Below are 21,259 nucleotides of genomic sequence, written 5' to 3' on the forward strand. Positions count from 1 at the left end.
CTTTTGGCAAAGTCTGTTGAAGAAATGAATAAGGCTTTAGTCATAGACTAAAGCCTTATTCATTTTCGGGTTAAACAGGTCTCGCCTGCCATGCAGCACCACCAACCTTCGCGCCCACAGCTTGTATACCTGGCTTTTGGCCCGGCAACCTACCATCAGGAAGCCTGCTTCAGCATCGTCAGCGCCCTCGCCCAGTTGGGCAGCGCAGCCGGCGAGGCGATGGACATTCAGGTCTACACGGACACTGCAAAGCCCTACGCCAAGCTGCCCGTTACCGTACACCTGCTGGACGAGGCCACGCGCCAGGCATGGAACGCCCCGCACGGTTATCACTTTCGCAGCAAGCATGTGCTGTTGCGCCAGGTACTGCAGGAACACCCACTGGCAGTGCTGATCGATACAGACACCTTTTTCCGCACTTCGCCGCTGAATCTGTTCGCCCGTGTGGCGCCCAATCGCCTGCTGTGCAACGCCATCGGTGCGCGCTACGGCGCTGACCAGAAGTGCCTCTTGTACAAGAACCTGCTGGCCATTCTCGAGTCCAGGGGGCTGGCAGACTGTCAGATGCCGCTCGTCAATTCCGGCGTTATAGGCCTCACTGCCGAGGACTGCGGCACCCTCGACCGCTCCATCGCCATGATGGATGAGTTCTACCCCTTGGCTCGCGAGGCCTATACCCTTGAGGAGTTCTGCCTGGCCGTGGCGGCCTACCGCAACCTGGAGCTGGCCGAGTGTACCGATGTCATCCATCACTACTGGAGCCGCAAGGCGCAGTTCCGCGCCAAGATCCAGGCCTGGCTGCGCAAGCACGATCATGACCCACTCAGCCCCTCGGCCTTGGCCGATGTTGCGCAGGTCAACGACCAACTGCCGCGGCCACCAACCCTGCACCGCCTGGGTTACAAGGCGCTGAGCCTGACCCTGCCCAGCCACGAGCGCCAGTTCGCCCGCGAGTTGTTGTATGGCTGCTATCCCTACCCCAATGAGTTCGACCGCGCCTGCGCGTCCGCCTGGTGGGACAAGGCCCTGGAAAACCTCAACGACCGCCATGGCCACATGGAGCCCGAGCGGCTGCGTCAGTGCCTGCGCCATCCGGGGTTGCGGTTATCGCTGGGCGAGCGGCGCAAGGATATCGAGGCGCATCTGCTGCGAACCACTCAAGCCTGATGTGCCCGCAAAATTCATTGTCTTGCGCGGTTTTGTGGGAGCGGGCGTGCCCGCGAAGGGAGCGATCCGATAGTTGGCACCGGCTTTGCCGGTGTTCACGGGCACGCCCGCTCCCACATCGATCGTACATGCCTTTACCGTACACCGGCCGAGCGCGTAATCTCCGGCCATGCCACATATCGCCCGTCTGTTCTGGATCCTGCTGCTCGCCAGCCTGAGCCCGTTGGCTCTGGGCGAGCGACTGCGCCTGGTGACTGATGACTGGGCGCCCTACGTGTATCAGCATGAAGGCCAGCCACGCGGTATCGACTACGAGGTCACAACTCAGGTGTTCAAGCGCCTGGGGGTCGAGGTCGAGTTGCAGTTCCTGCCGTGGAAACGCTGTCTGGCAATGATCAAGCAAGGCTTGGCCGACGGCATCCTCGACATCTTCCAGATCGAATCGCGCCAGCCTTACCTGGTCTATGCGCCCGAGCCCTTGTCGGACGTCGAATTCGTCCTGTTCCAGGCTCAAGCACGCCGCCATGCCGTCACCCAGCTGAAAGACCTTTCCGGCCTTACCGTCGGCACATCGCCAGGCTATACCTATGGCGCCGCGTTCAGCGAGGCCTCTTACTTCAAGCGCGAAGCCGCACCTACCCTCGAAGCCAACTTTGGCAAGCTGATGCTGGGCCGTATCGACCTGGCGATCACCGACCGCAGGGTTGGGCACCACCTGCTTCACCAACTTGGCCTGCAGCGGCAAGTCGAGGAGTTGCCGCTGGTAATAAGCCATCAAACACAGTACCTGGGGTTAGTGCGCAAACCTGGCCGGGAAGCACTGGCACTGGCCTTTGCCGAAGAGCTGCAGCGGTTCAAGCAGGAGCCGGCCTATGCAGCGATCAGCAACCGCTACACAAGCGACACCGGAAACATTCTCAACGCCGTTGAGCAGCAGGAAAGCAGCACAGCGCGATAGCTCTGTTATACTCGGGCCTTCCCGCCCGGCTCACGCCCGGACGCTCGGCCTCGCAACAGGCATCCCGATCGGCACCGACGCCTCTTCGCGTCCAGCCTCCGTTTCCCGGATGTGCAGTGAAAGCCCAGCTGGACCGGACGCGATCGCATCTCACCGATGCCCGTCGCGCCAGGCAGAACATCCCAACGGGCCCAGCCCACACGAGAACAGGATCGCCCATGTCCTTTGCTTCCCTCGGTCTCTCCGAGGCTCTTGTCCGCGCTATCGAGGCTGCGGGCTACACCCAGCCGACCCCCGTGCAACAGCGGGCAATTCCCGCCGTGTTGCAAGGCCGCGACCTGATGGTTGCCGCACAGACAGGGACGGGTAAAACCGGCGGCTTCGCCCTGCCGATTCTCGAGCGCCTGTTCCCGGCCGGCCATCCCGACAAATCGCAACGCCACGGCCCGCGCCAGCCTCGCGTTCTGGTCCTGACACCGACCCGCGAACTGGCAGCCCAGGTGCATGACAGTTTCAAGGTCTATGCCCGTGACCTGCCACTGGTCAGCGCCTGCATCTTTGGCGGCGTTGGCATGAACCCGCAGATTCAGGCCATTGCCAAAGGCGTTGATGTGCTGGTCGCCTGCCCAGGCCGCCTGCTCGACCTCGCCGGCCAAGGCAAGGTCGACCTGGCCCACGTGGAAATCCTGGTACTGGATGAAGCCGATCGCATGCTCGACATGGGCTTCATCCACGACGTCAAGAAGGTCCTCGCCCGCCTGCCGGCCAAGCGCCAGAACCTGCTCTTCTCGGCCACCTTCTCCAAGGACATCACCGACCTCGCCGACAAGCTCCTGCACAACCCGGAGCGTATCGAGGTCACCCCGCCGAACACCACCGTCGAGCGTATCGAGCAGCGGGTGTATCGCCTGCCAGCCAGCCACAAGCGTGCCCTGCTGGCGCACTTGATCACCCTGGGCGCCTGGGAACAGGTGCTGGTGTTCACCCGAACCAAGCATGGCGCCAACCGCCTGGCCGAATACCTGGAAAAGCAAGGCCTGACCGCCGCCGCGATCCACGGCAACAAAAGCCAGAACGCCCGCACCAAGGCTTTGGCCGACTTCAAGGCCAACAGCGTGCGCGTACTGGTCGCCACCGACATTGCTGCCCGTGGCCTGGACATCGACCAGTTACCCCACGTTGTCAACTTCGAGCTGCCGAATGTCGAGGAAGACTACGTCCACCGCATTGGCCGTACCGGCCGTGCCGGTCGTTCGGGCGAAGCAATTTCCCTGGTCGCGCCAGATGAAGAGAAGCTGCTCAAGAGCATCGAACGGGTGACCAAGCAGCGCATCGCGGATGGCGACCTGATGGGCTTCGACGCCAGCCAGGTAGAAGCCGAGAAGCCCGAAGCACGCGAGCGCCCGCAGAACAACGGTCGCGGTGGCCGCAACCAGCAAGCCCGTGGCGAAGGTGGTAAAGACACCAACGGCGGCCGCAAGGACAAAGGCAAGGATAAAGGCAAAGCCAGGCAGCAAGCTGCGGCCAAGCCGGAAGACAAGGAAAGGAGCGGCGACAAGCAGCAGCAACCGCGCAAGCCGCGTGACAAGAAGCCACGCCAGCAGCAGGCCAGCAATAGCAGCGTGCCGAAGCCGCCGGCAGACCGCGACCCGGAAGAATTCCTGGACGACGAACTCGACAACTTCGGTAACCGCGCCGACTATGTCAGCCCGTACCAGGGCAAGAACCAGAGCCGCAACCGTCGCCCAGGTGGTGCTGGCCAAGGTCAGGGGCAAGGCAATGGCCAGCGCAGCAACGCTGGCGGCCAGGGCCAAGCCCGCAATGGCGGCCAGCCACGCAGTGGTGGCGGTGCCGGCGGAGAAAAACGCCCGCCCCGCGCCAACAACGGTGGCGGTAGCCGTCGTGATGGCGGCGGTGGCCGTGGTCGCCCTGCGCGTGACGATGCTGCCCGGCAAGAGCCGGCCGTGCGCAACCCGCGTCAGCCGGAAAAACAGCCTGTGATCATTCGCAAGGAGTCCAAGCTGGACCGCTTCCCGACGCCTGAACAACTGGATGACCTGCCAAGCCGCCCACGCGGCGAGCGCCCGGCGCTGCTGACCCGCAAGGGCTGATAGAAATACCGAGGGGGCTGCTTCGCGGCCCTATCACGACATAAGGCCGCTCCTGTAGAGGATTTCTTGATCTCTGCAGGAGCGGCCTTATGTCGTGATAGGGCCGCAAAGCGGCCCCCTCGGTCTTCAGCTGGCAGAAATTACTTCTGCTTCACACCTTCAACACTGATATCCAGGTCCAGGGTCTGCGACGTAGCACCCGGGCCTTTGATGCCAAAATCGTTCAGGTTCAGCGTGGTGGTGGCATTGAAGCCAGCGCGCTCACCACCCCATGGGTCCTTGCCTTCACCGTTGAAGGTAGCCTTGAATGTCACCGGTTTGGTGACACCGTGCATGGTCAGGTCGCCAGTCACGTCAGCAGTCTTGTCGCCAGTCGACTTGACGCTGGTGGAGACGAACTTGGCGTCCGGGTACTTCTTCACATCGAGGAAGTCGGCGCTGGCGATGTGCTTGTCACGCTCGGCGTGGTTCGACCACAGGCTGGCGGTTTTCAAGTCGACGCTAATCTTGCTGGCTTCAGGCTTGGCGCTGTCCCAGCTGAAGTTGCCGTCGAAATCCTTGAAGGTACCGTGGATGAAGCTGTAGCCCAGGTGGCTGATTTTCCAGTCAACGAACGCGTGCTGGCCTTCCTTGTCGATCTTGTACTCGGCAGCCATGGCCTGGCCAGCAGAGAGCAGAGCGGTACCGAGCGCCAGAGCGGCAAAAGTCTTTTTCAACATCCTGTTCCTTCCTGTGTAATTGAGGTTGAGAGTCAAGCTTTGCGGCCCAGCATGCGAGTCAGGGTCGCGTCACGGTCGATGAAATGGTGCTTGAGCGCGGCAAGGGCATGCAGCACGGCAAAAATCACCAGCCCCCAAGCCAGCCACAAATGAACCACACCCGCCACATCTGCCTGGTCGGGCAGGTCGCTGATCAATGCCGGCACTTCGAACAGGCCAAACACCGGAATGCCGACGCCGTCGGCAGTGGAAATCAGGTAACCGGCAACCATCACTGCAAACAGCCCAAAGTACAGGACAAGATGGCCCATCTTGGCCGCCAGGCGCGTGAGCGCACCATGATTGGCCGGAGCCGGTGGTGGCGGGCTGATGAAACGCCATAGCATCCGCAGCAGCATCACCGCCAGCAGCACCAGGCCGATGCTCTTGTGCAGGTCCGGGCCGGCCTTGCGCCAAGGGCTGTAATAGTCGAGGCCGACCATCCATAGGCCCAGGCCGAACAGGCCGAAGACTGCCAGCGCCACGCCCCAGTGCAGGATGATGCTGACCACGCCGTAGCGAGAAGGTGAATTGCGCAGTTGCATGTTGCGTGTTTCCCCGTGAAAGCTGTGCACAGACTAACGCGAAACGTATCGAAGAAAAGCGGAAAAAATTGCTTCGGATTATCGAGGAATCCGATATTTATTCTGTTGGCTCACCATTAAGAAAACATTAACGATAGTCGGAGAGTGAGAGTTACAGTGCCGGCCCTCAGGCTGCCAACAGGCCGGCACTGTCGATCAATCAGCCAGCCTTGGCCTGGGTATTGGATGCAGCCTTCACCTCGGGCGTGTCCGCTCCACCAAACAAGCGCTTGAAGAAGCCAGGCTTGTCCTGCTTGGCTTCCTCGGACGGCTTCGGCTCAGCTTTGACCGGCGCCTTGTCAGCCTTGTCGCCCTTGTCGGACGAACCGCCGAACATATTGGAGAAGAACCCTCCTTTGCTCTCCTTGGCGGCCGCCGCACCTGCCGTCGCAGCAACCGGCGCCACCTTGGCCGGGTCGAACGACTTGCCGGCCAACAGGTCCTGAACCTGGCTGGCCGCACGCTGGCCACTGCGCAAGGCCCCTTCCAAGGTGCCGGGGTACAGGGCATCAGTGTGCTCACCGGCAAAGGTAATGCGTTGCACTGGGCGCTCCCAAAGGCGCCAGTATTTGCTGATCTGCCCCGGGCCGTAGGCCAGGTAGGCACCACCAGTGCCCACATCAGCACTGTATCGCTTGACCTCGTAACCGGTGAAAGCACCACGGGCCTGTGGGTAGAACGCATGCAGACGGATCAGCACCTGGTCGACCATCTGCTTGTCACCAAAGGCCTGCAGCAGGCGAGCGTTGTCGCCGGACAGGTTGATCACCACGTTGGCACCACCCTTGAGCGCCGGCTCGACCCACAGCATGCCGAGGCCGGCGTTACTGAAGATTTCGCCCGACATGCGTGCACGGCTTTCCCATACGGGTTTCTTGAACTTGAGCATGATCTGGTCGCGCCAACCGTAGTTGGTGCCCTTGAGCGCCGCCAGATGTTGGCTGTCCAGGCCAGGGGTCATCTGGATCCTGGCCAGCGCGCGCAAAGGCACGGCCATGACCAGATAATCTGCCTTGTAACCGACGCTGCCGACTTTTACCGTGACCCCATCCTTGTCCTGGACAATGGCGGTAACCGGCGATCTGGTCTTGATGGTTTTCAGCTGCTTGACGAAAGCCTGGGCCAGCACCGGGCTGCCACCGGGCAGCCGCGCGGCGCGCAGGTCGCGGTCGCTGACGCCGCGGTACACGCGGTTCTGCTGGGCGAAGTACAGCAGCGACAGGCGCGACGGCTCATCGTAACGGGTGCGGATCTGCTGATTGATCAACTGACGTGCGGTGGCCGGCAGTTGCAGCTTGTTCAGCCAGGTAGAGACGTTGATCTGGTCCAGGGCGAACAGCGTGCTGGTTGCCTGCGGGTTCAGCGGGTCATCAATCGAGCGGGCCAGGTCATCGAGGGTTTTCTCGTAACGCTTGAGCGCCTCGGCAGTGGCCGGTTGCTTGGTGGCCAGGTCGCTGGCACTGAAGTACTCACCGTCGATCAGGTAACCGGGGGTACGCACAAACTCCGGCGCCGGCAGTGTTTCAAGCTTGAAACGGTTGAGGTACTGGTTAAGCACCGGCTGTGCCTTGGCGTTGCCGATCCACTCGCTGGTGGCCAGGCCCGAACGCCCACCCATGCCCGCCTTGGCCTCCAGCAGGGTCACCTGCCAACCTTTGTTCTGCAGCTCGTAGGCTGCAGTCAGGCCTGCCAGGCCCCCCCCCACGACAATTGCCGTGGGCGTCTTGTCTTTTGCCAGCGCAGCGCCGCTGGACACACCAATCAATACCAACGCGCACAGACGCACCCAAGCAGCAGCCATGTCGGCGGACTCCGAGTCAGGGGTTACAGAAACGGGGAGAGGCAGGAATGCCCCAAGAAGATGCGTTAAGAATACGTCAGGTCCGACCACCCTGCCAGCGCAGTGACATCAAGTCCTTTTGGCAACTGACATTTTTGCCAGTAGCCATGTCACAGGGTGGTAGGCGAAGCTGGCGAAGATGGCCAAACGCCCGCCAGGGGGGGGTGCGCATGATCTTCGAGGAGCGTTTCAACCAAGTGGAGCGGCAGCTTCTGTTACACAGGCAGACACTTCGCACAGCCTCAGGCCTGAGCTTCCACTCCAGCAGCACGTCCTGGATCGGCTTTCACGAAGCCTTCAAGGGCGAGGACGGTACCGAGCTGGTGATTGGTGAACACAGCGAAATTTCGATTGCGTTCGCTCAAGAGGTCGACTCCCTGCGGCTGGAATACTACGTAGTCAGCGACTTTCTAGGCGAAGACCTGCACATGTTGTTCGATGCCGAGAACATCGACTATGACCTGGTTGCGCCATCCCCTCGCATTTTCTACTGGCTCACCCTCGAAGGTAGCGGCTTCCGGGACTCTCGCCCGGGCCCGATAGCTACACACCCCTACTACCAGGTGATTGACGGCCCCTTTCGGCGCCTGACCATCTCCACCTCGCACGCGGGCACCGTGCATATCCGCAAGCTGGAATGGACCGGCACCCACCGCCATTGAACGGCAGCGGTTGTCCTGCCCTGCGGCATTGCTTAGGCTTACGCGGTCGAATCACGCCGCAAAGCCAGGAGAAGTGCCCATGGGCCTCAATGATCAGTGGATGCAACGCGACCTCAAGGTCCTGTGGCACCCCTGTACCCAGATGAAAGACCACGAGCAGCTGCCGCTGATTCCTATCAAGCGCGGCGAAGGCGTGTGGCTGGAAGACTTCGAGGGCAAACGCTACCTGGATGCGGTGAGCAGCTGGTGGGTCAACGTGTTCGGCCATGCCAACCCGCACATCAACCAACGCATCAAGGATCAGGTCGACCAGCTCGAACACGTGATCCTGGCCGGCTTCAGTCATCAGCCCGTGATCGAGCTGTCCGAGCGCCTGGTCGCCATGACCCCGGCCGGTCTCGACCGGGTGTTCTATGCCGACAATGGCTCGTCATGCATCGAAGTAGCGCTGAAGATGAGCTTCCACTACTGGCAGAACATCGGCAAACCGGACAAGAAGCGCTTCGTCACCCTGACCAACAGCTACCACGGCGAAACCATTGCCGCCATGTCGGTGGGTGATGTGCCGCTGTTCACCGAAACCTACAAGGCGTTGCTGCTCGACACTCTCAAGGTGCCCAGCCCTGACTGCTACCTGCGCCCCGAGGGCATGAGCTGGGAGGAGCACTCGCGCAACATGTTCCAGGCCATGGAGCAGACCCTGGCCGAACACCACACCTCGATCAGCGCCGTGATCGTCGAGCCGCTGATACAGGGTGCCGGTGGCATGCGCATGTACCACCCGGTGTACCTCAAGCTGTTGCGCGAGGCCTGCGACCGCTACGACGTGCACCTGATCCACGACGAGATCGCCGTGGGTTTTGGCCGCACCGGCACGATGTTCGCCTGCGAGCAAGCCGGCATCCGCCCAGATTTCCTGTGCCTGTCCAAGGCCCTGACCGGTGGCTACCTGCCGCTGGCCGCCTGCCTGACCACCGACAAGGTGTACCAGGCGTTCTACGACGATTACCCGACACTGCGCGCATTCCTGCACTCGCACAGCTACACCGGCAACCCGCTGGCTTGCGCTGCGGCGCTGGCGACCCTGGATATCTTCGAACAGGACAATGTGATCGAGGCCAACAAGGCCCTGGCCACGCGCATGGCCACAGCCACTGCACATTTGGCCGACCATGCTCATGTTGCCGAAATTCGCCAGACCGGCATGGCCCTGGCCATCGAAATGGTTCAGGACAAGGCAGGCAAGGTTGCCTATCCCTGGCAGCAGCGGCGTGGCCTGAAGGTGTTCGAGCACGCCCTGACCCGCGGCGCCCTGCTGCGACCGCTGGGCAGCGTGGTGTACTTCCTGCCGCCGTATGTGATCACCCCCGAGCAGATCGACTTCCTCGCTGAGGTCGCCAGCGAAGGCATCGACATCGCCACCCGCGACAGCATCAGTGTCGCAGTGCCGGCCAACTTCCACCCCGACTTCCGCGACCCGGGCTAGGCCTGGCAATTCGCCACATCACTTTTCCTGTGGGAGCGGGCGAGCCCGCGAACAAAGGCGAAGCCCTTGCCAGGCACCGCGGCGCCTGATTCGCGGGCACGCCCGCTCCCACAGGGATCTGTGTCTCTCTATTTACCGAGCAAACCCATGAGACTGTCCCGCTTCTTCATCGACGCCCCCCTGAGCCTTGGCGAGCACGACCTGCCCGAGGCCCAGGCCCACTACATTGGCCGCGTGCTGCGCATGGCTCCCGGCGACGCCGTGCAGCTGTTCGATGGCAGCGGCCAGGAATTCCGTGGTCAGTTGCTTGAGGTGGGCAAGAAAACTGTCCGCGTCAGCCTTGACCAGGCCTTTGCCGGCCAGGCCGATTCACCGCTGCATGTGCACCTGGGCCAGGGCCTTTCCCGTGGCGAGCGCATGGACTGGGCGATCCAGAAGGCCACCGAGCTTGGCGCCAATGAAATCACGCCGATCGTCAGCGAACGCTGTGAAGTGCGCCTGAAAGACGAACGCGCCGACAAGCGCCTGGCCCACTGGCGCCAAGTGGCGATCAGCGCCTGTGAACAATGCGGGCGTTCTACCTTGCCCGTCATCCACCCACCCGTGCCCCTGGCCGAATGGTTGAGCAGCACCAAGGCTGACCTGAAGCTGGTCCTGCACCCGGTGGCCGAGCCGCTCACCAGCCATGAAAAGCCCGCAACCCTGGCCTTCGTGATCGGCCCCGAAGGCGGCCTTAGCGAGGCCGAAGTGGAGCAGGCCAAAGCCGCCGGCTTCCACGCAGCCCGCCTTGGCCCACGCGTGCTGCGCACCGAGACCGCGCCAGTGGTGGCGCTGTCGGTGGCACAGCAGTTGTGGGGCGATTTTTAATTAGCGTACGTAGAGCGACACCGCCACGAAGTGCATCAGGCTGCCAGCGATCACGAACAGGTGCCAGATGCCATGCCAGTGGCGGAAGCGGCTGTCGAAGGCGAAGAAGATGATGCCGACGGTGTAGAACACGCCGCCGGCAGCCAGCCAGGCGAAGCCGGCAGTGCCCAGCGAATTCAGCAGTGGTTTGACGGCCACCAGCACGATCCAGCCCATTACCGCATAGATGATGATCGACAGGATCCGCGCCTCGGAGCGCGGCTTGATCTCTTGCAACATGCCGATGATCGCCAGCCCCCAGACCACGCCGAACAGGCTCCATCCCCAAGGGCCGCGCAGGCTGACCAGGCAAAACGGCGTGTAGCTGCCGGCAATCAGCAGATAGATCGACAGATGGTCGAGCTTGCGCATGATCACTTTCGCCCGCCCACGGGTGCTGTGGTACAGGGTGGAAATGCTGTACAGCAACAGCAGCGTGCCGCCGTAGATGGAGAAACTGACGATCTTCCACGGGTCGCCTTGCATGCCCGCGACCACGATCAGCCAGATGGCACCAATAGCAGCGAGGACGGCACCGACCAAGTGGGTCCAGGCGTTGAAGCGTTCACCGTAATACATGCAAACACAGACCTCCTGAGGTGGGCTGGGTTCCTGAAGTGATGCTGATGATCCCTTCGCGGGTAAACCCGCTCCTACAACGGAGCGCAGCCATTGTAGGAGCGGGTTTACCCGCGAAGAGGCCCTGTGCCTCACATCCTACTCAAGATCAGGTTGCAGATCCGCGTCACGCACCAGCCTTTCCAATGCGACCAGGTCCGGCACCCGCGCCACCTGCTCACCCACCTGCACCGCCGCTAGCTCCAGCCTGCCCAGCGCCACATCCACATAGTTCAGCTGGCTGTCGAGCTTGCACGAGCGCGGAATGCCCTGCAGCAACAGCGCCAGGTACCGCAAACCGGTATCGCCCAAGGCATTGAGCACCACCACGCGAGCCCGCTCCCCGCACGGCGTCTCACCACCGCACGCGGCCTCGAAACCGATCAGCGGCAGGCGTTGCTGACGCCAATCGATCCACCCCAGGTGCCAGGCGGGGTCGCCATGCTGGCACACCAGGTTACGTTGCCCGCTCAGCTCGGCCACCGCCACGTTGGGCAACACCAGCGTGCGGTCCCCCAACGGCAGCAACAGCCCGGTCAGGCTGCTGCGCTGGCCGGAAATCAGTTCAAGCATGGGCCTGGCTCCAATGTGCGATGCTCTGCAACAGCAGCGATTCCTGGTACGGCTTGCCCAGGTATTCGTTGACGCCGATGGCCATGGCGCGGTCCCGGTGCTTCTGCCCGGTGCGCGAGGTGATCATGATGATCGGCAAGTCTTTGAGCCGCGCGTCACGGCGGATACGTGTGGCCACCTCGAAGCCGTCCATGCGCGGCATCTCGATATCCAGCAACAACACGTCGGGTCGGTGCTCTTCCAGCAGGGCCATGGCATCGACGCCATCCTTGGCCGTGAGCACGCTCATGCCGTGGCGCTCCAGCAGGCGGCTGGTGACTTTGCGTACGGTTACCGAATCGTCCACCACCATCACCAGCAAGGGACGGCGCGGTGCCGGGCCAAGCAACTGGCGTTGGCTGCCGCCACCGGGCAGGCGGGCCAGCCGTCGCTGCTGGCCGCGCAGTTGGCCCAGCAGGTCAAGAATCAGTACCACCCGGCCATCGCCTAGCAATGTCGCCCCCGATAGCCCGGCAACCGCAGCAAACTGCGGCCCCAGGCTTTTCACCACGATCTCGCGGCTGGGCGACAGGCTGTCGGCCTGAATGGCGAACGACTGCTCCTTGGAATGCACCAGCAGCACCGGCAACGGTACGCTCTGCCCCAGCAGCGCCGGGCGCGGCAGGCCTTGCAGCAACTCGCCCAGGTAGCGCAGCTCGTATTCGTGACCGGCATACACATAGCGGGGCGAGTCCAGCTGGTAGCACGCCGCAAGCTCGGCAGGTGGCACGCGGACGATGCCCTCAATGGTATTGAGCGGAATGGCGTATTGCTCTTCGCCCAGGTGCACCATCAGCGCACGGTTGATCGACACGGTGAACGGCAGGCGGATCAGGAAGCGCGCCCCCTTGCCCTGCGCCGACTCGATACTCATCGAGCCACCCAGTTGCTTGACCTCCTCGTGCACCACATCCATGCCCAGCCCGCGCCCGGAAATCTGGGTGATCTTTTCGGCGGTGGAAAAGCCTGGCCGCAGGATGAACTGCAGGATCTCGTGGTCACTCAACTGTGCCTGCGGGTCCAGCAGGCCGCGCTTGATGGCCTTGTGCCGCACCGCTTCCAGTGGCACGCCGGCACCATCATCCGTCATTTCGATGACGATATCGGCGCCCTCATGCAGCAAATTCAGGTGAATGGTGCCCTGCTCCGGCTTGCCGGCGGCCAGGCGCATTGCGCGGCTTTCCAGCCCGTGGTCAACGGCGTTGCGCAGCATATGCTCCAGCGGCGCCACCATACGTTCCAGTACGCTGCGGTCCAGTTCACCCTCGGCATTGCCAACCACCAACTCCACCTGCTTGCCCAGCTCGCTGGCCACCTGACGCACCACGCGCTGCAAGCGCGGCACCAGGCGTTCGAACGGCACCATCAGGGTGGCGGTCAGGCCCTCCTGCAACTGGCTGTTCACCCGCGCCTGCTGTTGCAGCAGGCTGTACGCCTCCTGAGCACGCTGAGCCAGGGTTTCCTTCAGATCGAGCAGGTCCGAGGCAGACTCGAAGAGGGCCCGTGACAGCTGCTGCAGCTGGGAGTGGCGGTCCATTTCCAGAGGGTCGAAGTCGTCATAGGCATCGCCTTCGAACTGCTGCCGGCTGGAGATTCGCCCCTGGGTCTCCACATCCAGACGCAGCAACTGATCACGCATGCGCTCAAGTGTGGTTTCCATCTCGTTGAGGGCGAACTGCGCGTCGTTGACCTGCTGCTCGATGCGCCCACGAATGATCGAGTGCTCGCCGGCTAGGTTACCCAGGTCGTCGAGCAGCTCGGCGTCGACCTTGACCATGTCACCTGGTGCCCGCTCTGGCGCTGCTGCCGGTGCTTCGGCGGTTGCAGCTTCTGGCGGCCCCTGGCCCGCGGCACTGTCGGTCAGTGCCGCACTGCTGAAGTTGCGAATGTAGTCGATCAGTGCTGTAGCGGCATGCAGCGGCTGCCCCAGGCGCACAGCGTCAAGCATATGCGCCAGACGGTCGTGGCAGTTCTGCAGCAGGGCGAACAGTGGCGCGCTTGGCGGCAATCTGCCGGCAGCCAACAGCTCGTAGAGAAACTCCAGTTCGTGGGCCAGGTCACCGATTGGGGTAATTTCGACCATACGCGCCACACCCTTGAGGGTATGCAGGTCGCGCATCAGGTTGTCCACCTCTACGCTGCTGCGCGGGTCGGCCTGCCAACGTGCCAAGGCCGCCGCGGCGCTTTCGACGATGTCCGAGCTTTCTTCCAGAAACACTTCCAGCAGCTCTTCGCCGGGGCTTTCCGGTTTCTCGGCAAGCGGCTCGGCCACCTCCGGTTGCAACGGCGGGTGCGGCAACCCCAAGGTGTCGGACAGGTCCATGTCCGGGTGCAGTGGTGTGACCGTATCGATGCCCACCAGGCCGGTGGCATCCGGCGCCAGGGCCTGGTCCAGCAAGTTGCGCAGGCTGTCGACCAGCTCCGGGCGCTGCGGAATATCCTGCCCGGCGGCCACTTCGTCGAGCATGTCCAGCAGGGTCTCCTGGGCCCGCTGCGCCTGGCTGAAGAAGCGGGCATCGGCAGGCAGGCTGCCCTCCTCCACAGCGCCATACAGGTCCAGCAACGCCTCGCACACCTCATCCATCTGCCACAGGTCGGCCAGATGCGCGGCGTGCCCCAGGGTGGTCATCTGGTCGAGCAGATTATCCAGTGCGTCACGCTGGGCAGGCTGTTGCTGCCAACGCGACAACAACGTCTCTGCATCGAGCAGAATGTCCATGGCCTGCGCCAGGAAGCTGGCGACCAACTGCGGATCATGCTTGCGCCGGCCGGCATGGTGCGGGTCTTCATGCAGGCTGGCCAGGCGGCCGTCCACTGCCTGGCCGACCTGTTCGATCAGTTCCGCAGCGCCGGGGATGGCGGCCAGCGGTGTGCTATCGAGTTGCGCCAAACCCAGATGGAACAACGAGCGCGCAGCTTCCAGCCACTCCATCTCGGCCATTTGCAGTGGCAGTTGATGCCCCTTGTACTCACGGGCCAGGCGGTCGAAGGCAGTGGCCAGTTCTGCGACCGGCATCACCCCGGCCATGGCGGCACTGCCTTTGAGCGTGTGCAAGGCACGCTGCAAGTCATCGCTGACCGGGGTGTCGTGGCCGCCGGCGCTTTGCAGATAAACCTCAAGATTGGCCAGATGACCCTGCGCCTCGGTGCGAAAAATGCCCAGCAACTGCGGATCGAGGCCATCGACACCGGCAGCCGCCGGGGCATCGTTTTCGGCCAAGCTGTGCAAGTGCCCGGCCAATTGCTCGATTTCAGTCAGTTGCGGCAGCTGGCCGGCAGCAAAGTCGGCCATCAGGTCAGGCAAGTGAACGAACACCTGCTGCAGCGCTACAACCCCTTCCGGGCTGAGTACGCTGCGGCCCTCGAGCACCCGGTTCAGCAGGTGCTCGGCCCCCCAGGCCAGTTCAGCCACCGCCTCTGCATGCACCATGCGGCCGCTGCCTTTGAGCGTGTGCAGCGCGCGACGCACTTCGCCCAGCGCCTCGCGCTGCTGGTTGTCGGCACGCCAGCGCAGCCAATGGCGCTCGATTTCCGGCAGCAGCTCGCCCGCTTCTTCAAGGAACACTTCGCGAAGCTCGTCATCGATACCATCGCCACTGCCGTCTTGGTCTGGGCTGGCCCCGACCACCGCGCACTGCACACCCAGCGCCGCCAGGCTGGCCCGTGCCATCTCGATAAAGGGCTGGCCATCGGCCAGCGGGTCGGCCGCCCGCCATTGCAGGTAGCATTCGGCAGCGCTCAGTGCCTCGGCCAAGTGCGTCAGCTCATCAATCGGCGGCTCTTCTTCCAGGTGCTGCAGCCAACGCTGCACATAGCTTGCGCAGCCGACAAACAGCTCGGCCACGGCCGGCAGCATCAACATGGCCAGTGCCCCGCGGATCTGCTGCAACAGCCCCGGCAAGGGCTGCAGGCGTTGCCGGGGCCAGTCGGACTCCAGGTAATCGCCGATCAGATCCTTGGCCTGCTGCAGCACGTTCAGCGATTCATTCAGCACCAGCTGGCGTATCTCGGCCAGGTCCGAGCCCGGCAGGCTGCCTTGGCCGTTTTCCTCCAAAGGGCCGACCATGCCGTTCAGGGAGGCCTCCACGTACAGCAAAGCCCCCGCCACATCCATCAACACCGCGTCGTCCACCGCCCGCTCGCCCTGAGCCAATGCCTGCAATGCCAGCACCTGGTCGATGATAACGCGCCGCGGTTGCTGAAAGCCCAGTACCGCCAGGGTGTCAGCCACGTGGCGCAACGGTGCCAGTAGCGCATCGAGCTGCTCGTGATGCTGACGGTCACCGCGCCCGTACTGGTCCAGGCGCTCCTTGATGCGCATCAAGTCATCGCACAGTGCAGTTACCACCGAACGCAGCGCATCGCGCCCCGACCCGGCCTGCAACTGGTCACGCCAGTTGCCCAGCGACAGGTCGAGGTTGGCAAGGTCATCGTCACCTGCAAAGCGTTGGGCGGCACCGGTCATCAGGCTGGCCTGGGCCAGCGGTTCCTCGCCACGGCAGGCACGCAGCTGGTTGAGCAACGGCAGCATCACCAGCGGCAGGTCGTGGCGGGCACCGCGTAACCGCTCAAGATACGAGGGCAACTGCTCCAGGCCGCGGAACAACGCCCCCAGGCAATCACCCCGGGGGCTGACCTGGCCGTCGGCCAACGCCTTGGCGAACAGCTCCAGCTCCTCGGCCAGGCGCGTGGCGCCGCGCAGTTCGAGCATGCGCAGGCAGCCGTGCACCTGATGCAGGTTGTCGACCACGAAAGCCATCATCGAAAGGTCGTCCGTCTCGCCAGCAAAGCGCTCCAGCGCCTGCCGTGCCTGACCCAGGCAATCGAGAATGGCGGCCTTGGTCCAGGCCAGCGCCACTGTTTCGTGACGCTCGGGGCTTACTGCAGACGCCATGGTCACTATTCCTCAACGCGGCTCGGTAGGTGGCGGCAGGGTGAATCCGGACACCGAACGGCGCATCTCGCTCGCCATGCGGGCCAAGTGGCGGATGCTGTCGGCGGTGGCGCCGGAGCCGGCGGAGGTTTGCGCGGTGATCTGCTGAATCACTGCCATGGTGTGGGAGATCTGCCCGGCGGACGAGGTCTGCAACTGGGCAGCGTCGGAGATGCTGTGGATAAGGTCGGCGAGGTTCTGCGACACCCCTTCGATCTCGGCCAGCGCCACCCCGGCATCCTGGGCCAGGCGTGCGCCACGCACCACTTCGGCGGTGGTTTGCTCCATGGAGATCACCGCTTCGTTGGTATCGGCCTGAATGGTACGCACCAGCGCCTCGATCTGGCGGGTGGCAGACGATGAGCGCTCAGCCAGGCGCTGCACCTCGTCGGCAACCACGGCAAACCCACGGCCGGCTTCCCCGGCCAACGAAGCCTGGATGGCAGCGTTCAGGGCAAGAATGTTGGTCTGATCGGCAATGTCGTCGATCAGGCTGACGATGTCGCCGATTTCCTGAGAGGATTCGCCAAGGCGCTTGATCCGTTTGGCGGTGTCCTGGATCTGCTCGCGAATGTTGTCCATGCCGTTGATGGTGTTGTGCACCACCTCATTGCCTTTGTTGGCGATAGCCACCGAACGCTCGGCCACTTTGGCCGATTCGTAAGCATGCGCCGAAACCCGGTCAATCGACTCGACCATGTCACCCACCGCCTCGGACGCCTCGCTGATCTGTGCGGCCTGGTGCTCGGAGGCCTTGGCCAGTTGCCGCGCGGTGTTCTGCGTGTCCTGCACGGCGGCCGCGACCTGCACTGCACTGTGGTTGATGGTGGCGACCAGATCGCGCAACTGGTCCACGGAATAGTTGATCGAGTCGGCAATGGCGCCGGTGAAGTCTTCAGTCACCGATACGGTCACCGTCAGGTCGCCATCTGCCAGCTCTTCGATTTCGTCGAGCAGGCGCATGATGGCCTGCTGGTTACGTTCGTTCTTTTCTGCGGTCTCGCGCAGTTGGCGGTTGGTGGTACGCACCATGACCAGGCCGATAAGGATGATCGAGGCCAGCGCCAGCAGGCCCAAGACATAGCCGCCAACGGTGTCGAGGGTGCGACCGCCGGCCAGGTTCTCGAAACCGTTCGCCAGGTGTGAAGCTTCGTCGAGCAAGGTTTGCGACAGGCTGAAGATGTTGCCCGCAGCCTCACGCACACGGAACAGTTCGGGCGAGGTTTCGAGGATTTCGTCCACCGAACCGGCAACGAACTGGAACAACTCGGCGATTTCGGCCAGCCGTGCGCGGGCGTCGGCGTCTTCTACACGGGTTACCTGGATCGTCGCATTGCCATTGAGCATGCCCTCCAGCACCTGGCCAAAGCGCCCGGCGTCACGGCCGAAGGCATCGGCCGCCTGGGCGGCGCTGTCGTCACCGGCCAGGACGGTGTTGACCGAGCCAAGAATACGTTCGGCCAGCAACAGTTGGCGCTGAGCCACTGCAACCTGACTGGCCGGGGCACCGCTCTGCAGCAGGATCTCGACCACTTTTTCATATTCCACCTGCAACTGCGGCACGGTCTCGGCCAGGGTCGCTGCCACCTGATGCAGCGACAGCACGGTCTGCTCGCTGGCCAGGATGATGTCGGTGTTCTTGCGCAGGTTTTCCCAGTCGCGGCGTACCGATTCCATCTCGTCACGCACCGAAGGCGGCGCAGGCGGCAGGCCAGTGGACTTGTCCCCTTGGCGCAGGTAGCCCCAGCGCTGCTCGAAATCATTGCGCGCATCCGACAGCAGCTTGAAGGCCAAGGCCTTGCCGGTGGCCGCCTCGGTGGCGTTCTTGGCGATACGCTGCGACAGCACGCGCAGCTCGCCGGCATGGCCGATGTACTGCTTGTCGTAGTTGGATTGGGTATTGAGGTAAGCAAAGTTTGCGAATAGCAAGATGATCGAGAGGATCAGTATCAGGAACAGCACGGTGATCTGCGCGATGCTGCGGGTACGTGGGCTCACGGTGGTGGCAGTGACGGGGGTGGCAGGCTTGTTCACGTTCGCAGGTCCTATAACGCCACATCGAGAAAGCCCGGCGCCTGGGCCAGGGCAAAGGGGCTGAAGATCGCCCAGTTACGTTCACGCGGAAAATACCCCTGCACAAAGCGTGCAGCGGCAGCGATCAGAGGCTGCGGCGGCGACAGCTGCAGGCTGTCGAGGGCAAAGTGCTGAAGGCCCAGCACCTCGTCGACCAGCAAGCCGACGAACAGGTCGTCGTGATCCAGCACCAGCACTCGCCGCTGCTTGCCCGGTGCGGCGTGGCCCAGGCCGAAGAAGCAGCTCAAGTCCATTACCGGCAACAGCCGGCCACGCAGGTTGGCTACCCCACATACCCATGGCTGCACACCGGGGACACGGCTACTACGTGGTTCGCGCAGCACCTCGGCCACTTCGCCCATGGGCGCGACGAACCACTGCCCGGCAATGCTAAAGCCAATGCCGCTCCACTGCTGCACGCGGTTGTCCTGCAGCGGCTGATCGGCGACCAGCAGGCGGCAGCGCCGGTCGATGTCCAGCAACAACTCAAAGGCGGTCAGCGACGCGCCTTGCGGGCGGGTGGTCAAGCCCCCAGCACTTCTTTGAGCTTGGCGATCAGCGCTTCCTCTTCCACCGGTTTGGTCAGGAAGTCACGGGCACCCTGGCGCGTGGCCCAGATACGGTCGGTTTCCTGGTCCTTGGTGGTTACCACGATCACTGGAATAGCGCTGGTTTCCGGGTCCTTGCTGAGCTGGCGGGTGGCCTGGAAGCCGTTCATGCCAGGCATGACGATGTCCATCAGCACCGCGTCGGGCTTGTCCTGCCGGGCCAGAGCCACGCCGTCGGCACCGTTGCTGGCCTTGAGCACCTGGTAGCCGTGCTTTTCCAGCCATTCGGTCAATCTGTACATCTCTGTCGGCGAGTCGTCGACAATCAGAACTCGGGCCATGCTGTTTCCCCATCAGGAAAGTAGGACCGCGCCATGGCGGGGCTCGGTCAGGGTACGTGTTGTTGAGGTGCGGCAAACCCGGGCACATGGGCGCGGATCGCGTCGAGCAGTTCTTCCTTGCTGAACGGCTTGGTCAGGAACTGATCGGAACCGACCACCCGGCCGCGGGCCTTGTCGAACAGGCCATCGCGCGACGACAGCAGGATAACCGGGGTATCCTTGAAGGCACTGTTGTGCTTGATTACCGCGCAGGTCTGGTAGCCGTCCAGGCGTGGCATCAGCACATCGACGAAAATGATGCTGGGCTGATGGTCGACGATCTTGGCCAGGGCATCGAAGCCATCGCTGGCAGTGATCACCTCGCAACCCGCTTCACCGAGCAGCATCTGCGCGGTGCGGCGGATCGTGCGGGAATCGTCGATCACCATCACCTTCAGGGGTTGTTCCATAGATGCCTACCAGTAGGATTGAAGCCGCAAGTTGCAAGCGGCAAGCTGCAAGAAAGCAGCTCGGCGCATGGATGCTCTTTTCTTGAGGCTTGTAGCTCAAGGCTTGCAGCTGCATTTTTAGCATACTCCGGGTGGCCATTCCATCTGCCGCGCCCCTTGACCGTCGGCGTTCGCGGCGCCACCCTGAGCCACTTTTCTTTCGATCCACCGCGGCCACCTGCCGCCAAGAGGACCCCCCATGAGCGTTCGCCTCGGCATTGTGATGGACCCCATCGCGTCCATCTCCTACAAGAAGGACAGCTCGCTGGCCATGCTGCTGGCCGCCCAGGCACGCGGCTGGAGCCTGTTCTACATGGAACAGCAAGACCTGTATCAGGGTGAAGGCAAGGCCCGCGCCCGCATGCGCCCGCTGAAGGTGTTTGCCGACCCGGCGCGCTGGTTCGAACTGGGCGAGGAGCAGGACAGCCCGCTGGCCGAACTGGACGTGATCCTGATGCGCAAGGACCCGCCCTTCGACATGGAGTTTGTCTATAGCACTTACCTGCTGGAGCAAGCCGAGGCCGAAGGCGTACTGGTGGTAAACCGCCCGCAAAGCCTGCGCGACTGCAACGAAAAAATGTTCGCCACGCTGTTCCCGCAATGCACCAGCCCAACCCTGGTCAGCCGCCGCCCGGACATCATTCGCGAATTCGCTGCCACGCATGCCGACGTGATCCTCAAGCCGCTGGATGGCATGGGCGGTACGTCGATCTTCCGTCACCGGGCGGGCGACCCCAACCTGTCGGTGATCCTGGAAACCCTGACCGCACTGGGCACCCAGCAAATCATGGCCCAGGCCTACCTGCCGGCAATCAAGGACGGCGACAAGCGCATCCTGATGATCGACGGCGAGCCAGTGGACTATTGCCTGGCACGTATTCCGGCCAGCGGCGAAACCCGTGGCAACCTGGCCGCTGGCGGGCGTGGCGAAGCCCGCCCACTGACCGAGCGCGACCGCTGGATCGCCGCCCAGGTCGGCCCGACGCTGCGCGAGAAGGGCCTGCTGTTCGTTGGCCTGGACGTGATCGGCGACTACCTCACCGAAATCAACGTCACCAGCCCCACCTGTATTCGCGAAATCGATGCCGCCTACAACACCGATATCGGTGGCAAGCTGATGGATGCCATTGATCGCAAGCTCAAGGCACGCTGACAGCCAACGCGAAGTAAAGCC

At 63.1% G+C, this 21,259-nt stretch carries 16 protein-coding genes and 1 pseudogene; 7 read left to right on the forward strand and 10 right to left on the reverse strand.

Annotated features, from left to right (window positions below):
* The first annotated feature begins 90 nt into the window (after positions 1 to 90).
* From QCL51_RS23020 to QCL51_RS23030, 3 genes are all read left to right on the forward strand, one after another.
* Entirely contained in the window at positions 91 to 1,167 is a 1,077-nt protein-coding gene (locus QCL51_RS23020) for a hypothetical protein (RefSeq protein ID WP_101196363.1), read from the forward strand.
* Positions 1,168 to 1,336: 169 nt separating this feature from the next.
* Complete coding sequence (locus QCL51_RS23025; protein ID WP_274118730.1) at positions 1,337 to 2,125, forward strand: transporter substrate-binding domain-containing protein; 789 nt, start codon at positions 1,337 to 1,339, stop codon at positions 2,123 to 2,125.
* A 218-nt stretch (positions 2,126 to 2,343) separates the two neighbouring features.
* Positions 2,344 to 4,236: a DEAD/DEAH box helicase gene (locus QCL51_RS23030; RefSeq protein ID WP_101196365.1), complete on the forward strand. Its 1,893-nt coding sequence runs from the start codon at positions 2,344 to 2,346 to the stop codon at positions 4,234 to 4,236.
* Positions 4,237 to 4,376: 140 nt separating this feature from the next.
* On the opposite strand, the gene QCL51_RS23035 is transcribed toward QCL51_RS23030, so the two are convergent.
* The 3 genes and pseudogenes from QCL51_RS23035 to QCL51_RS23045 form a co-directional block, all read right to left on the reverse strand.
* On the reverse strand, positions 4,377 to 4,955 hold the full coding sequence (locus tag QCL51_RS23035) for a YceI family protein (RefSeq protein ID WP_003249350.1): 579 nt from the start codon (positions 4,953 to 4,955) through the stop codon (positions 4,377 to 4,379).
* A gap of 32 nt (positions 4,956 to 4,987) precedes the next feature.
* On the reverse strand, positions 4,988 to 5,539 hold the full coding sequence (locus QCL51_RS23040; RefSeq protein WP_103469610.1) for a cytochrome b: 552 nt from the start codon (positions 5,537 to 5,539) through the stop codon (positions 4,988 to 4,990).
* A 229-nt stretch (positions 5,540 to 5,768) separates the two neighbouring features.
* Positions 5,769 to 7,379 (reverse strand): annotated as a pseudogene (locus tag QCL51_RS23045) (flavin monoamine oxidase family protein); the annotation flags it as partial.
* 209 nt (positions 7,380 to 7,588) lie between these two features.
* Between QCL51_RS23045 and QCL51_RS23050 the strand changes: the two are divergent.
* From QCL51_RS23050 to QCL51_RS23060, 3 genes are all read left to right on the forward strand, one after another.
* Entirely contained in the window at positions 7,589 to 8,080 is a 492-nt protein-coding gene (locus QCL51_RS23050) for a hypothetical protein (protein WP_021783761.1), read from the forward strand.
* A 79-nt stretch (positions 8,081 to 8,159) separates the two neighbouring features.
* On the forward strand, positions 8,160 to 9,566 hold the full coding sequence (locus QCL51_RS23055; protein WP_101196366.1) for an adenosylmethionine--8-amino-7-oxononanoate transaminase: 1,407 nt from the start codon (positions 8,160 to 8,162) through the stop codon (positions 9,564 to 9,566).
* Between the two features lie 147 nt (positions 9,567 to 9,713).
* A complete protein-coding gene (locus tag QCL51_RS23060) occupies positions 9,714 to 10,433 on the forward strand; it encodes a 16S rRNA (uracil(1498)-N(3))-methyltransferase (RefSeq protein ID WP_003249340.1) in 720 nt (239 codons plus the stop codon).
* On the opposite strand, the gene QCL51_RS23065 is transcribed toward QCL51_RS23060, so the two are convergent.
* The 7 genes from QCL51_RS23065 to QCL51_RS23095 all read right to left on the reverse strand — a co-directional run bounded on the left by QCL51_RS23065 (position 10,434) and on the right by QCL51_RS23095 (position 20,046).
* Complete coding sequence (locus QCL51_RS23065; RefSeq protein WP_021783759.1) at positions 10,434 to 11,051, reverse strand: hemolysin III family protein; 618 nt, start codon at positions 11,049 to 11,051, stop codon at positions 10,434 to 10,436. It lies immediately after the preceding gene.
* Between the two features lie 138 nt (positions 11,052 to 11,189).
* Entirely contained in the window at positions 11,190 to 11,663 is a 474-nt protein-coding gene (locus tag QCL51_RS23070) for a chemotaxis protein CheW (protein WP_021783758.1), read from the reverse strand.
* Positions 11,656 to 16,596 (reverse strand): Hpt domain-containing protein, encoded by a 4,941-nt coding sequence (locus QCL51_RS23075; protein ID WP_338444337.1) that lies wholly within the window; start codon positions 16,594 to 16,596, stop codon positions 11,656 to 11,658. The genes QCL51_RS23070 and QCL51_RS23075 overlap by 8 nt, the downstream gene beginning before the upstream one ends.
* Positions 16,597 to 16,608: 12 nt before the next feature.
* Positions 16,609 to 18,633, reverse strand: a complete 2,025-nt coding sequence (locus QCL51_RS23080; RefSeq protein ID WP_223271165.1) for a methyl-accepting chemotaxis protein — start codon at positions 18,631 to 18,633, stop codon at positions 16,609 to 16,611.
* 47 nt (positions 18,634 to 18,680) lie between these two features.
* Positions 18,681 to 19,235, reverse strand: a complete 555-nt coding sequence (locus tag QCL51_RS23085) for a chemotaxis protein CheW (protein WP_021783755.1) — start codon at positions 19,233 to 19,235, stop codon at positions 18,681 to 18,683.
* The gene (gene pilH / locus QCL51_RS23090; RefSeq protein ID WP_014592657.1) at positions 19,232 to 19,597 is read right to left on the reverse strand and encodes a twitching motility response regulator PilH; all 366 of its coding nucleotides are present in this window, start codon (positions 19,595 to 19,597) and stop codon (positions 19,232 to 19,234) included. The genes QCL51_RS23085 and pilH overlap by 4 nt, the downstream gene beginning before the upstream one ends.
* Before the next feature lie 47 nt (positions 19,598 to 19,644).
* Positions 19,645 to 20,046, reverse strand: coding sequence for a response regulator (locus tag QCL51_RS23095; protein ID WP_021783754.1), 402 nt, complete (start codon positions 20,044 to 20,046; stop codon positions 19,645 to 19,647).
* A gap of 238 nt (positions 20,047 to 20,284) precedes the next feature.
* Here QCL51_RS23095 and gshB point away from each other — a divergent pair, with 238 nt between their 5' ends.
* Positions 20,285 to 21,238 carry a glutathione synthase gene (gshB, locus tag QCL51_RS23100; protein ID WP_103443688.1) on the forward strand — a complete coding sequence of 318 codons (954 nt, stop codon included), beginning with the start codon at positions 20,285 to 20,287 and terminating at the stop codon, positions 21,236 to 21,238.
* Positions 21,239 to 21,259 lie beyond the last annotated feature (21 nt).

It is taken from the genome of Pseudomonas sp. LTR0, assembly GCF_036630035.1.
GTDB lineage: Bacteria > Pseudomonadota > Gammaproteobacteria > Pseudomonadales > Pseudomonadaceae > Aquipseudomonas > Aquipseudomonas putida_Y.